This is a genomic window from Nonomuraea sp. WAC 01424 (genome assembly GCF_003947315.1).
Lineage (GTDB): Bacteria > Actinomycetota > Actinomycetes > Streptosporangiales > Streptosporangiaceae > Nonomuraea > Nonomuraea spiralis.
Map to the genome: position 1 here is coordinate 107,775 of NZ_QHHZ01000010.1, position 12,325 is coordinate 120,099.

A 12,325-nucleotide genomic window follows, 5' to 3' on the forward strand; every position below is an offset into this window, starting at 1 on the left:
ATCAGGAACAAGCCTGTTCATAACCGATATCGTGAGATCCGTCCTGTGCTCTCTTCGCGGGCGGACCGCGCATGGCTCACCCCGGCTCCACCGGACTCGACAAGAGATCCGACACGAGATACGACTCCGCGACCTGGCAGCTGGAGAAGGCCGTCGCGCGTACCGCCGCCAGCGCGCGCGGCGCGGTCGGCCTGGTGTCGGTGGTCGCGGCGGCGCTCGGCGCGGTCCCGCCGGTCTCGCTCGCGTGGCTGGCGCCCGTACTGGCGGCCGGTCTGGTGTGGACCGGGCTGTACCTGCGCCGGCTGCGGCGCGAGGAGCCGCTGCCGAACTGGCTGGTGGCCGGTGACACGGCGACCACCGTGGCGGCCTGCCTGGCCCAGCGCCACCTCGTGGCCGTCGAGGCGCTCGACGCCGGATCGAGCTGGATCGCGGGGCTGGTCACCATGACGATCATCGTCGCCGGGGTCACCTGGCGGCCCCGGGTGGCGGTGCCCGCCGGACTGGCCGTGGCCGGGGCGTACCTGGCCGGGGTGCGGCTCGCGGCGCCGTCCCAGGACGTGGCCGGCACACTGGGGATCCACGCCGTCCAGCTGCTCGCGATCGTGATGCTGATGACGCTGCTGCGCCGCTCGGCCGCCTCCGCCGACGCGTTCCTGCGGGAGAGCGCGCGGGCCGAGATCGCCCTCATGGTCGAACGGCTGCGCCGCGAGGACGAGTTACGCCAGGTCGCCAGCATCCACGAGACCGCCCTGCACACCCTGACCATGGTCGGCCTCGGCACCTACGACGAGCACTCGGCCACCCTGCGCTCCCAGGTGCGCACCGACCTCGCGGCGCTGGAGAAACTGCGCGACCGGCCGCGCCCCGGCGCCGCGCCCATCGCCCTGGACGCCCTGCTCGACGAGGTCGCCGGCCGCGTGCCCGGCCTGGACGTCCGCCGCCGCCTGACCCCGCAGACCGTCCCCGGCGACGTCGCCGAGCACTTCGCCCGCGCCGTCACCGAGGCCCTGGCCAACGTCGCGCTGCACGCCGGGGTGGCCGAGGCCGTCCTCGTCTCCAGCAGGCACGACGGCGAGATCCGGGTGGAGGTCGCCGACGCCGGGCATGGGTTCGACCAGGACCGCCTGCCGCCCGACCGGTTCGGCGTACGCGGCTCGATCCTCGACACGATGAACGCGCTGCGTGGCGGCGGTGCCCGGATCTCCTCCGGCGACACCGGCACCCGGGTGAGCCTGTGGTGGCGGCCGTGACCGACGACATCGAGCAGGTCGCCCAGCGCTACGCCCGCTACACCGCGCTCGGCGCGGCCGTCATCGCCGGCTTCTGGCACACCGGCTACGACCTCACCGTCACCGTCACCGGCTGGAGCTCCTTCCGCTGGCCGCTGCTCGCCGCCGCGGCCTGGATCCTCTACACGGCCGTCGGCGTGGTCGCCGGCCTGTCGCTCTCGCGCACCTCGCGCGGTCCAGGCCGGATCCTCTGGCTCGCCGTCGCGGCGCTGGCCGCCGACGTCGCGGTGATCGTGGCCAGCCGCCCGCAGGACCTGCTCGGCATCAGCGACTGGGGGTGGGGGTCGGTCGGCTGGCTGGGCGTCATGCTGGCCTGGAACCGGCCGCGCTGGCGGACGGAGCTGGCCGCGTTCCTGGCCGTCAACGCCGTCGTCATGCTGGCCGCGATGACCGTGGCGGGGACGCTCGACCGCGTCTCGGTCGCCAAGTACCTGGTGGTCATCGTCGGCGGGATCACCATGCAGCTCGGCTACACGGCCGGCTGCGCCCTGCTGCGCGCCCGCGCCGAGGACGCCGTGCTGCTGGCCCGCACGCTCACCGCCGACGACGCCTGGCGCGAGTCGGCCAGGAGCATCCACGCCGACCGCATCCGCAGGTACGCCGCCATCCGGGACGTGGCCGAGTCGCTGCTCCAGCAGCTGGCCGACGGCGCCGACCCCGGCGACCCCCGGGTGCGCGAGGACTGCACGGCCGGGGCCATGCGGCTGCGCCGCCTGATCACCGAACGCGAGGACGTGCCCGACGCGCTGGTGTCGGCCCTGCGCGAGCGCATCGACGCGGCCGAACGCCGCCAGGTGCTGGTGACCGCGCCGCCGTTCGGGGAGAACCTGCCCGCGCTGCCCGAGGGCGTACGGGAGGATCTGCTCAGGGCGCCCGTCCTGGCGCTGGACGGCGCCCGCTCGCGGGCCAGGGTCACCGTGTCGGCGATGTCGGCCATGGTGAGCGTGGCCGTCGTCGCCGACAACGACGACCTGCCGGTCAGTCCCGTCCCGGTGCGCGAGCCCAGCGGGGTCGTGGTCACCTACCAGCGCCAGGGAGGGGAGGTATGGGTCAACAGCATCTGGCAGCGCCCGTGACGGTCGCGCTGGTGGAGGACCACCAGGTGGTGGTGGACGGCGTGCGCTCGTGGTTCGGGCCGGGCAGCGGCGTGGAGCTGGTCGCACAGGGGCCCACGATCGAGTCCGTCCGTGGCGTGGCCGCCGACGTGCTGCTGCTCGACCTCAACCTCAACGGCACGATGGTCGCCGACCGGGTGGGCGGGCTGTGCGCGGACGGCCAGCGGGTGATCGTCTTCTCCGAGCACGAGGAGCCCGAGATCGTCCGGGCGGTGCTGGACGCGGGCGCGTCGGCGTTCATCGGCAAGGGCCGGGCCACGCGGGAGTCCTGCCTGGAGACGATCATGGAGGTGGCCGCCGACCGGCCGTCGGTGACGCTGCCCATGGCCCAGGCCATCGCCACCGACGAGGGCCCGCACCGCCCCCAGCTGTCCGACAAGGAGCGGGCGGCGCTGCTGTTCTGGTTCCAGTCGATGTCGAAGGCGTCGGTCGCGGCCCGCATGGGCATCAAGGAACGCACCGTACGCCAGTACATCGACCGGGCAAGGGTCAAGTACGCGGCGGCCGGGCGGCCCGCGCCGACGAAGGAGAAACTGCTCATCTGCGCCATCCAGGACGGCCTGATCCGGCCCGACGAGGTCGGGATTTACACCTCGCACGCCCGCCAGGGCCCGGCCTCCTGAGTCCCGCGCGCCGGTCCCCGGTGGGAGCGCCGGTCACCGGCGGCGGCGGCGCGGGCGTACGATGGCGCTCGCCCGAGACCTGAGGAGGACCGTGGACCTGAGGAGGACCGTGGACCTGGCCGAGCTGGGCGCGGCGTTCGCCGCGTTCTGGCAGGAGCGGCACCTGTGCACGCTCGCCACCGCGCGACCCGGCGGCCCGCCGCACGCGGTGCCCGTCGGCGCGACCCTCGACCTGGAGACCGCGACCGCCCGCGTGATCACCTCCGGGACCTCGCACAAGGCGCGGCTGATCGGCGAGGACGGCGCTCCGGTGTCGTTGTGCCAGGTCGACGGCCGCCGCTGGTCCACCCTGGAGGGGCGGGCCGTGGTGCGCACCGACCCCGAGCTGGTCGCCGACGCCGAGCGCCGCTACGCCGCCCGCTACAAGCCGCCCCGGCCCAACCCGTCCCGGGTGGTGGTGGAGATCCAGGTGACCCGCGTGCTGGGCAACGTGTGATCACCAACGGCCGGTCGTGCCGGTCGGGGCCCCGCGCGGGCGGGTCGTCGTGGTCTTCCGCGCGGCGAAGTAGGGATGTTAGCTTTCGCCCGTGAAGTCTGAGCCCGGCCGACATCCCGCGGCCGACCGTCCGCGACCCCCCGCCGTGTTATCCCAGGGCCGCGGCTGACGTGCTCCTCGACGCCGTCTACCTGCTCGCTGCCCTCGCCCTGATCCTGGCCAACGGCGTCTTCGTCGCGGCCGAGTTCTCCCTCGTCACCGTCGAACGCGGCCAGGTCCGCCAGCTCGCCGAGGACGGCGACCGGGGCGCCCAGGGCATCGAGGCCGCGGTGCAACGGTTGTCGTTCCACCTGTCGGGCGCCCAGCTCGGCATCACCGTCACCTCTCTGCTGCTCGGTGTCGTCGCCGAACCCGCCATCGCCGACCTGCTCGACCCGCTGCTCGGCGGCGTCGAGGTCGTGCCGGTGGTGGTCGCGATCGCCCTGTCCACGGTGGCGCAGATGGTGCTGGGCGAGCTGGTGCCGAAGAACGCCGCCCTGTCCAGGCCGCTCGCCGTGGCCCGGCTGGCGACGCCGCCGCAGCGGGCCTTCTCGGCGGCGTTCGGGCCGCTGATCCGGCTGTGCAACGCGGTGGCCGACGCGATCGTCCGCTGGGTCGGCGCCGAGCCGCAGGAGGAGCTGGCCTCCGCCCGTTCGCCCGAGGAACTGGGCCTCCTGGTACGCCTGTCCGCCGAGGCGGGCGTGCTCCAGCCCAGCACCGCCGCCATGCTCCAGCGGGCTCTGCGCTTCGGCGACAAGACCGCGGCCGAGGCCATGACACCCCGTACCGACTGCGTGACCGTGCCGGGCACCACCAGCGTCACCGAGTTCCTCAAGCTGGCCAGGAGCCGCCGCCACCTGCGCATCCCGGTCTGCGGCGAGGAACGCGACGACATCCTCGGCATCGCGAGCGTCCCGGGCGCGTGCGCGGTGCCCCTGGCCGAACGCGACGGCACGCCGGTGGCCGCGATCGCCAGGCCCGCCCTCCAGGTGCCCGAGACACTGCGGCTGGAGATCGTACGGGAGCGCCTCGGCTCGGCCCGCGCCGAGATGGCCGTCGTGATCGACGAGTACGGCGGCTTCGCCGGCGTCGTCACCGTCGAGGACCTGGTGGAGGAGCTGATCGGCGACATCGCCGACGAGTACGACCTGCCCGAGGAGCACTCCGACGAGCCCTCGCCCGTGTTGCTCCCGCCGGGCGCCTCGGTCGGCCTGCCCGCGCTGCTGCGCGCCGACGAGGTCGAGGAACGAACCGGCTTCCGCATGCCCGAAGGCCCGTACGAGACGCTGGCCGGGCTGGTGATGGCCGCGCTCGGCCGCATCCCCGGCCCGGGGGACGAGGTGGCGGTGCGGGAGTGGACGCTGCGGGTGGAGGCCATGCGGGGCCGCCGCGTCGAGCAGATCACGCTGACCGCGCCGCGCCGGGCGGGGGAGCGGCCGTGACCCTCGCCGACGGGCTGGTCATCGTGTCACTGCTGGCCGTCAACGGCTTCTTCGTGGGCGCGGAGTTCGCGCTCATCTCCGCCCGCCGCACCCTGATCGAGCCGCGGGCGCGCGAGGGCTCGCGCCGGGCGCAGGCCGTGCTCGCCGCCATGAACGCCGTCCCCACCATGCTGGCGGCGGCGCAGCTCGGCGTGACGCTGGCCTCGCTCGTGCTCGGGGCCGTCGGCGAGCCGGTGGTGGCCGAGGCCGTAGGGCCGCTGCTGGCCGCCGTGGGGCTGCCCGAGCGGCTGACCCATCCGGTCGCCTTCGCGCTGGCCCTGCTGCTGGTGGTCGCCGCACACGTGATCATCGGGGAGATGGTGCCGAAGAACCTGGCGCTGTCCGCGCCGGACGTGGCCGCGCTGTGGCTGGTGCCGCCGCTGTTCGTGCTGGCCAGGGCGACCCGCCCGCTGCTCGCGCTGGTCAAGGCCATGGCCGGGGTGGTGCTGCGGCTGCTGCGCGTCCCCTCCGCCGAGGAGGTCCGTACGGTCTACACCTCCGGCGAGCTGCCCGTGCTCATCGAGGAGTCGCGCCGCCACCGCCTGCTCCGCCAGGACGAACGCGACCGCATGATCGCCACCCTCGCCCTGCACGCCCGCCCGGCCGGCTCGGTGATGGTGCCGATGAGCGAGGTCGTCAGCGTGCCCGAGACCATCGACAGCGCCGGCCTGCAACACTACGCGGGCCGCCACGGCCACTCCCGTTTCCCCGTGCACGGCGCCGACCCCGCCGAGCTGCGCGGCTACCTGCACGTCCTGGACGCGCTGAACGGGCACGGCGCCCGCGAGCCGCTGCCCGTGCGCGCCCTGCCGCAGGTCCCCGCCACCGCCACCCTGGCCCAGGTGCTGGCCGTCATGCGCGCCCGCCGCGCCCAGCTCGCCGCCGTCGCCGACGAGTCCGGACGCGTGCTCGGCGTGGTAACCCTGGACGACGTGCTCGGCGGCATCCTGACCGGCTGACGCGCCGACGCCGACGCCGACCGGGGGCGGCCGGTCGGCGCCGGCCGCCGCGCGTCACCGGACCGGGCGGACGCCTTTCGCGATCTTCCTCAGCTCACTCATGGCGTCGATCTCCTTGGCGTACTCGGGGCCGATGAGCAGCTTGACGGCCAGGTCCTTGCGGAGCTTCCAGGTGACCGTGGGCGTGACCGGGCCGCCGGCGGCCCCCGAGTCGCCGTCCCTGGACAGCCGCGCCGGCCTGCCGCCGAGGTCCACCGTCTCGACCTCCCGTTCCGGCTGGAAGTCGTACAGCGCGGCCGCGGACGCGCCGTGGGCCACGATCACCTGGACGGCGTAGTCGGCCTGCTGGAGGCCCGACTTCCGGAAGCTGGTGGTGTAGCTCTTGCCGGGACCGACCACATCGTCCTTCGACCATTTGCCCCATTCGAGCCCGTCGGGCAGGTAGGTGAGCCGGATGCCGCCGAACTCCCGCCCGTCGCCGAGGTCCCCCAGGGCCTGCGGCGTCGGCGCGGGCGGCAACTGGACGTGGAGCGTGACCGTACTGCCCCACGCGACGACCTTGCCGGCGGCCGGTTCCTGCGTGCCCACCAGGCCGTTGGCGCTGCTCATCCCGGCGAGCGCGGCCTTCAGCCCGGCGTCGTGGAGCGCCTTCGCCGCCTCGGTGGCGCGCCGGCCCGTCACGTCGGGCACGGTCACGTCGTTGCGCATCACGACCTGGTTCTGGCCGGCGTCCGCGGGTCCGCCGGGATTCAGCATCACCGGCACGGTCACGGCCACCGTCGCCGTGACGATCGCCGCCCCCGCCACGCGGAGCCTGGTCACGCGGGCGCGGTGCCCCCGGCGTACGGCGCCGCCCAGTCCGGGCCCGGCCTGAACATCGGCGACGTGCGCCGCCATGGCGTCGGCGAGGTCGTCCTCGATCGTCATCTCGTCACTTCCCTTGCGACATCCATGTTCTGGCGGATCCTGGCGAGCCCGCGCGCGGCCTGGCTCTTGACCGTCCCGGCCGAGCAGCCGAGCAGGGTCGCGGTGGCCTGCTCGGACTGGTCCTCCCAGTAGCGCAGGACGAGCACGGCGCGCATCCTGGGCGGCAGCCTGCACAGCTCGCCGATGAGCGTGTCGCGCAGGTCGAGGTCGGGAGAGTCGGCGGCGGTCTCGGGCGGCCGGGCGAACATGATCTCCTGGACGACCCTGCGCCGCCTCGCCCTGCTGATCGCCGCGTTCACGACGACCTTCCTCGCGTACGCCTCGGGGTTGTCGTGCCTGATCCGAGGCCAGTTCCGGTAGACCTTCTCCAGCGCGTGCTGGACCAGGTCCTCGGCGTCGTGCCGCGTCGCCCCGCACACCAGGATCGCGGTACGCAGCAACGAGGTGCTTCTGGTGGCGAGGAAGTCGTCGAAGGCAGCCTCGTCGTCATCTGTCATCAGTGAAGGTCCCCTTTCGCCCTCCCCAACGCGCGAGCCCGCCCGGAGGTTGAGTGCCTTCTTGAGGGGCTCGTGGTCAGGCGACGACGCCGTCCGCGTGCAGGAACGCCAGCTCCGGCGGCGACAGGGACAGCAGGTCGGCCAGCACCTCGTCGGTGTGCTCGCCCAGCTCGGGGGCGGGCGACGGCGGGACCTGGCGGCCGTCCAGGAGCAGCGGGCCGCCCGGCGCCAGGTGGGGGCCGACGCCCGGCTGGTCGAGCGGGGCCATCAGCGGCTCGCCCCGCAGCGCCGCGGCCCCGCCGGCGGCCAGGTCCTCGAACGTCCGGTACCGCGACCACAACACCGACGTGCCCTGCAGGCCCTCCTCGGCCTGGGCGGCCGTACGGGCGGCGAACCACGGCGCGAGCAGCCCGGCCAGCGCCTCGCGGTGGGCGTACCGGTCGGACTCGGAGCGGAAGTCGGCGGGCAGGGCCTGCTCCAGCGCCGACACCACCCGGGTCAGCCCGGTCGCGGCGACCAGGTCGCGCCAGTGCCGTTCGGTGAGGACCAGGACCATGAGCCGCCGCCCGTCGGCCGTGCCGAAGTCGCGGCCGAAGTCGCCGTACAGGTCGTTGCCGATGCGCGGGCGGCCGGCGGCGTGGAGCTGGGCCTCGGCCAGGAATCCCAGGTTGCCCGCGGTGGCCAGGGCCACGTCGTGCAGGGCCAGGTCGATGCGGCGTCCCCGTCCGGTCGCGGCCCGGCGGCGCTCGGCCGCGAGCAGGCCGACGGCCAGGTAGAGGCCGCACGCCACGTCCCAGGCGGGGAGCACGTGGTTGACCGGGCCGTCGTGGCCGGCGGGCCCGGTGACGTACGGCAGGCCCAGCCCGGCGTTGACCGTGTAGTCGACGGCGGGCCGGCCGTCGCGGTGGCCGAGGAGGCGGGCGTACACCAGGTCGGGGCGGCGCTCGGCCAGCTCCTCGTACGACAGCCCGGCCCGGGGCGGCGCGTTGGTGAGCACGGTGCCGGCGGCGGTGGCCATGGCGGCGACCAGTTCCCGCCCCCGGGCCGAACGCAGATCGACGGTGACCGAGCGCTTGCCCTTGTTCAGTCCCGCCCAGTAGAGGCTGCGACCGGACGGCGCGAGCGGCCAGCGCCGCGCGTCGGGCCCGCCGCCGAGCGGATCCACACGTACGACATCCGCTCCGAGCTGGGCCAGCGTCATCCCGCCGAGGGGCGCGGCGACGAAGCTGGACAGCTCGATCACCCGCATTCCGGCCAGCGGCGCGATCTCCTCATCCGTCACGTCCGTCACAAGCACCTCCAATTACCTCATTGATCTTATGTGCGGACGCGGCCGAAGATCTCGCACGGAAGTTCTGGTAACAAACATTTCCCGAAATAACCGGTCTGCCCCATTGTCATTAACTGGAATTGTTGGAACATATGGTCTGAGTCACGAGTGAAGTCCAAAGATCGCCTACCGCAAGAGGGTGGCGGCGAGGGGAAAGGGGCAACGCTCATGCGCCAGCGTGCTGTCCGGAACTTGGCCAGGCTCGGCACGGCGCACGCCAGGATCACCCGGATTCTGGACGCCGCCGCGGGTGGGAAGAACAACTTCCTCGCCGACCGGGACCTGGTTCGCCATTTCGATCAAGTAACTCCCGTCGCCACCACCGCGGCCCGCGCAGTCCTTGAATATCTGTCCCGGGTGGTACGTCATTTGGCCGCTGTCGAAGGCGTGGACCAATTCATGATCGTGGGAAGCGGGGTGCCGAACGGCTCGTCGGGCGGCAGCCGCCTGCACGAGGTGGCCCGGCTGGCCTCCCCGGGCTCCGACGTGCGAGTGGTGTACGTGGAGAGCGACCCGATGGCGTTGACGCTCGCCCAGGCCACCATTGAGCCGTTCTGCGACCTGGTGCGCGTGGTGGACGGCGATGTGCGGGAGATCGACGAGATGCTCGGCGATCCGGTGGTCCAGACGTTCCTCGACTGGGACCGGCCCATGGCGGTGCTGCTGCTGTCGGCCCACAGCCTGGATGACGAGTGCGCCCGTACCGCCATCAAACGCCTGCGCCACGCCGCGCCGGAAGGCAGCTTCCTCGGCCTGTTGCACATCACGTTCGACGGGGTGCCGCCGGAGCTGGCCCCCGCCATCCGCAGCCTGCTGGCCATGACGCTGCCCGGCCTCACCGTGCGCACCCGCGACGAGGTCGCGGACCTGCTGGACGGCCTCGACCTGATGGAACCCGGCCTGGTGTGGGTGCCCGAGTGGCGTCCCGAAGGCGGCGACCCCGCCTGCGCGGAGGCCCCCAGCTCGTCGGGCAACTACGGCGCCGTGGCTCACATCCCCTAGCATGCCCCCCGCGGGCCGGCCCGTCGCCGGCCCGCGGGCATCCTCTCGCCGGGCCTTCCACGCCTGTCGGCACCCGCCCCCGGCCCCGCCGCGAACGCGGACGCGGGTCACGGGAGACAGCTGGGTGACCGCCATCCTCGTGGAAGGACCGATGTGACCCTGCTGAATCTCCCGGAGCAGGACGACGCGGAGGTGATTCTCCGCTCCAGGGACGACCCCGAACAGTTCGCCGCGGTGTTCGACCGCTACGCCCGGCAGATCCACCTGTACGCCGCCCGCCGGCTCGGCACGCAGGCGGCGGACGACATCGTGGCCGAGACGTTCCTGGCCGCGTTCCGCCGCCGCGAGTCCTACGATCCCGCCGTCCGCCTGGCCAGGCCGTGGTTGTACGGCATCGCCACCAAGCTGATCGCCCGGCACCGGCGCGACGAGGAGCGGCTGCTGCGCGCGCTGAGCCGTACCGGGGCGGACCCGCTGCCCGAGCCGATCGGGGACGTCGTCACCCAGCGGGTCGCGGCCCAGGCCGAGGAGCGCCGGCTGATGGCGGCGCTGGCCGCCCTGTCGCCGGGCGACCGTGACGTCCTGCTGCTCGTGGCCTGGGAGGACATGAGCCTGGAGGAGGCCGCGCAGGCCCTCGGCATCCCGGCGGGTACGGCGCGCTCCCGCATGCACCGCGCGCGCAAGAAGATCAAGGCCGTGATCCCCGCGGAGGAGGAGAACCGATGAACGACCTGAACGCGGTCAAGCAGGTGCGCCGCTCCGTCCCCGCGATGACGCCGCAGGCGGAGCGGGCGGCCCGCGACAGGCTGCTGGCCGCCGCGCGCGAGCCACGACCGCGCCCTGGACGCCCGCGGCTCCCGCGCCTGGCGTGGCGGATGGCGACGGCGGCCGTCCTGGCCGTCGTGGTCGGCCTCACCTGGGTCGCGACCCGCGAGGACGGGACGGCCCCGGTCGCGAGCGTACGGGCGCTGGGCGAACGGGCGGCCGGCGCGGCCGAGGGCGGCCCGGACCCGGGAACGAGCCGCGGCCAGTGGCTCTACATCAAGGAACGGAACGCCGCCCCCGGCGCCTACAGCGGCTACGGCGTGGACGCGAGCAGGCGGATCATCTCCGAGCTGTGGACGAGCGTCGACGGCCGGCAGGTGGCCTGGTACGACGAGAAGGGCAAGCTCCTCGTCCAGGGCACCCATCCCGGCCTCGGCGCCGCCGACCTGGCCGAGGAGCCGGTCACCCCGGAGAGCGTGCTCGACCGGCTCAGGGCCGCGCTCGCCCGGGTCGGCCCGATCGAGCCGGGATCCGGGGAGCCGCCGCCGTCCGTCGACGAACGGCTCTTCCAGGCGATCTATCAGCTCATGGGCGAGCAGGCGCTGCCCCCCAAGGTACGGGCGGCGCTGTTCCGGGCCCTGCCCACGATCGCGGGCGTCCAGGCCACCCCGGACGCGGTCGACGCCGACGGGCGGCACGGCGTCGCCTTCAGCTACACCGGCGACTGGGCGCGCTACGACCTGATCCTCAGCCCCGGCGACTACCGCTACCTGGGGGTGTACGGCGTGAGCGTGGCCGACAGGACCTTCACCTGGACGGGGGGCGGCGTCGAGGTGCCCGCCGGCACGCCGGTCACCTGGTCGGCCCGGCCCACGACCGGCGTCGTGGACGAGCCCGGACGGCGGCCCTGAAACCGGGCTCACCCGCGATACTCCGCCATTTACTAAACTGTTGATGAAAACCTCTGTAATAGGTGGTGAACACCGCCGTCCGGCCGGGCGGCGGTTCGTTCGGTGTCGTCCGGTTGTCGTCCGCGTTCGAACCGGTCGGGGGTGCGTCACGGGCCGTCCGCTGCTAGGACATGTCCTTTCTGGTCGTCGTCGGCAGAGCGATGAATAGGTGGCCCGTTATGTGGAAAAATGTCGGACCAGCGACCTTTTCTGGTCGTACCGTGACCCCGTTCGAGGATGCGGCGATGGACGACTCCGCCTGGCACATCGAGGAGGCGTCCCTGGTGCTGGTGGAGGCGACGCTCGACGCCATGGCCGCGCTCGGGGACCTGTCGGTGCCCCGGCTGCGGGTGCTGCTGGCGGTCGACCGGCACGGTCCGATGAACCTGCGTTCCCTCGCCGAGCGCCTGGACATGTCGTTGTCGGCGGCCGGGCGGGTCGTCGACCGCCTGGACACGGCAGGGCTGCTGAGCAGGGCTCCCGCCGCCCACAGCCGCCGTGAGATCCGCATCAGCACGACGCAGGCGGGCCGGGACGTGCTGGAGCGGTTGCGCGCGGCGCGGCGGCAGCGCATCGGTCACGCGCTGGAGAAGCTGGCCCCGGCCGACCGTACGACGCTGGTGCACGTCCTGCGGAGGCTGACCGAGGCGGCCGACTCCTAAATCACCCCGCCTGCCGATTTTTCCCGACATTGCGGTCAATGTGCGTAATGCCGTTTTCGGGGGCGGTAAAACTTCTCGCGGAACTAACACATTCCATATGGACACTGTCGCATGCTAGAAACAGTCGTCTGACTACGCGCCTCACCGTCAGTCGATACGCCGGTGTCCGGCGGCACGGCAAGAGGGCCGC

Annotated in this window: 13 protein-coding genes; 10 read left to right on the forward strand and 3 right to left on the reverse strand. The window is 73.3% G+C overall.

Annotated features, from left to right (window positions below; translation table 11 throughout):
* The first annotated feature begins 71 nt into the window (after positions 1–71).
* The 6 genes from DMB42_RS27055 to DMB42_RS27080 all read left to right on the forward strand — a co-directional run bounded on the left by DMB42_RS27055 (position 72) and on the right by DMB42_RS27080 (position 6,002).
* Positions 72–1,250, forward strand: coding sequence for a sensor histidine kinase (locus DMB42_RS27055; RefSeq protein ID WP_125637850.1), 1,179 nt, complete (start codon positions 72–74; stop codon positions 1,248–1,250).
* Complete coding sequence (locus DMB42_RS27060; protein ID WP_125637851.1) at positions 1,247–2,365, forward strand: hypothetical protein; 1,119 nt, start codon at positions 1,247–1,249, stop codon at positions 2,363–2,365. Before DMB42_RS27055 ends, DMB42_RS27060 begins: the two co-directional genes overlap by 4 nt.
* Complete coding sequence (locus DMB42_RS27065; protein ID WP_125637852.1) at positions 2,335–3,027, forward strand: sigma factor-like helix-turn-helix DNA-binding protein; 693 nt, start codon at positions 2,335–2,337, stop codon at positions 3,025–3,027. The genes DMB42_RS27060 and DMB42_RS27065 overlap by 31 nt, the downstream gene beginning before the upstream one ends.
* Positions 3,028–3,118: 91 nt before the next feature.
* The gene (locus DMB42_RS27070) at positions 3,119–3,523 is read left to right on the forward strand and encodes a pyridoxamine 5'-phosphate oxidase family protein (protein ID WP_260477969.1); all 405 of its coding nucleotides are present in this window, start codon (positions 3,119–3,121) and stop codon (positions 3,521–3,523) included.
* Positions 3,524–3,693: 170 nt separating this feature from the next.
* Entirely contained in the window at positions 3,694–5,004 is a 1,311-nt protein-coding gene (locus tag DMB42_RS27075; protein ID WP_125637854.1) for a hemolysin family protein, read from the forward strand.
* Positions 5,001–6,002 carry a hemolysin family protein gene (locus DMB42_RS27080; RefSeq protein ID WP_185844878.1) on the forward strand — a complete coding sequence of 334 codons (1,002 nt, stop codon included), beginning with the start codon at positions 5,001–5,003 and terminating at the stop codon, positions 6,000–6,002. The genes DMB42_RS27075 and DMB42_RS27080 overlap by 4 nt, the downstream gene beginning before the upstream one ends.
* A 54-nt stretch (positions 6,003–6,056) precedes the next feature.
* On the opposite strand, the gene DMB42_RS27085 is transcribed toward DMB42_RS27080, so the two are convergent.
* From DMB42_RS27085 to DMB42_RS27095, 3 genes are all read right to left on the reverse strand, one after another.
* Positions 6,057–6,929, reverse strand: coding sequence for a PASTA domain-containing protein (locus DMB42_RS27085; RefSeq protein ID WP_125637856.1), 873 nt, complete (start codon positions 6,927–6,929; stop codon positions 6,057–6,059).
* Entirely contained in the window at positions 6,926–7,426 is a 501-nt protein-coding gene (locus tag DMB42_RS27090; protein WP_125637857.1) for a SigE family RNA polymerase sigma factor, read from the reverse strand. The genes DMB42_RS27085 and DMB42_RS27090 overlap by 4 nt, the downstream gene beginning before the upstream one ends.
* 76 nt (positions 7,427–7,502) lie before the next feature.
* Positions 7,503–8,717, reverse strand: coding sequence for a CoA transferase (locus DMB42_RS27095; RefSeq protein ID WP_260477970.1), 1,215 nt, complete (start codon positions 8,715–8,717; stop codon positions 7,503–7,505).
* Positions 8,718–8,924: 207 nt separating this feature from the next.
* On the opposite strand from DMB42_RS27095, the gene DMB42_RS27100 reads away from it, so the two are divergent.
* The 4 genes from DMB42_RS27100 (at position 8,925) to DMB42_RS27115 (ending at position 12,135) form a co-directional block, all read left to right on the forward strand.
* Complete coding sequence (locus DMB42_RS27100) at positions 8,925–9,758, forward strand: SAM-dependent methyltransferase (RefSeq protein WP_125637858.1); 834 nt, start codon at positions 8,925–8,927, stop codon at positions 9,756–9,758.
* 153 nt (positions 9,759–9,911) lie between these two features.
* Positions 9,912–10,484, forward strand: coding sequence for an RNA polymerase sigma factor (locus DMB42_RS27105; RefSeq protein WP_221762359.1), 573 nt, complete (start codon positions 9,912–9,914; stop codon positions 10,482–10,484).
* Positions 10,481–11,434 (forward strand): CU044_5270 family protein, encoded by a 954-nt coding sequence (locus tag DMB42_RS27110; protein ID WP_125637860.1) that lies wholly within the window; start codon positions 10,481–10,483, stop codon positions 11,432–11,434. Before DMB42_RS27105 ends, DMB42_RS27110 begins: the two co-directional genes overlap by 4 nt.
* A gap of 284 nt (positions 11,435–11,718) precedes the next feature.
* Positions 11,719–12,135 (forward strand): MarR family winged helix-turn-helix transcriptional regulator, encoded by a 417-nt coding sequence (locus DMB42_RS27115; RefSeq protein ID WP_185844879.1) that lies wholly within the window; start codon positions 11,719–11,721, stop codon positions 12,133–12,135.
* Positions 12,136–12,325 lie beyond the last annotated feature (190 nt).

Excerpts from the sequence above, each read along its gene's own strand:
- DMB42_RS27055 (WP_125637850.1), top strand. The coding sequence starts at position 72 with ATGGCTCACCCCGGCTCCACCGGACTCGACAAGAGATCCGACACGAGA.
- DMB42_RS27065 (WP_125637852.1), top strand. The coding sequence starts at position 2,335 with ATGGGTCAACAGCATCTGGCAGCGCCCGTGACGGTCGCGCTGGTGGAG.
- DMB42_RS27085 (WP_125637856.1), bottom strand. The coding sequence starts at position 6,929 with ATGACGATCGAGGACGACCTCGCCGACGCCATGGCGGCGCACGTCGCC.
- DMB42_RS27090 (WP_125637857.1), bottom strand. The coding sequence starts at position 7,426 with ATGACAGATGACGACGAGGCTGCCTTCGACGACTTCCTCGCCACCAGA.
- DMB42_RS27100 (WP_125637858.1), top strand. The coding sequence starts at position 8,925 with ATGCGCCAGCGTGCTGTCCGGAACTTGGCCAGGCTCGGCACGGCGCAC.
- DMB42_RS27110 (WP_125637860.1), top strand. The coding sequence starts at position 10,481 with ATGAACGACCTGAACGCGGTCAAGCAGGTGCGCCGCTCCGTCCCCGCG.
- DMB42_RS27115 (WP_185844879.1), top strand. The coding sequence starts at position 11,719 with ATGGACGACTCCGCCTGGCACATCGAGGAGGCGTCCCTGGTGCTGGTG.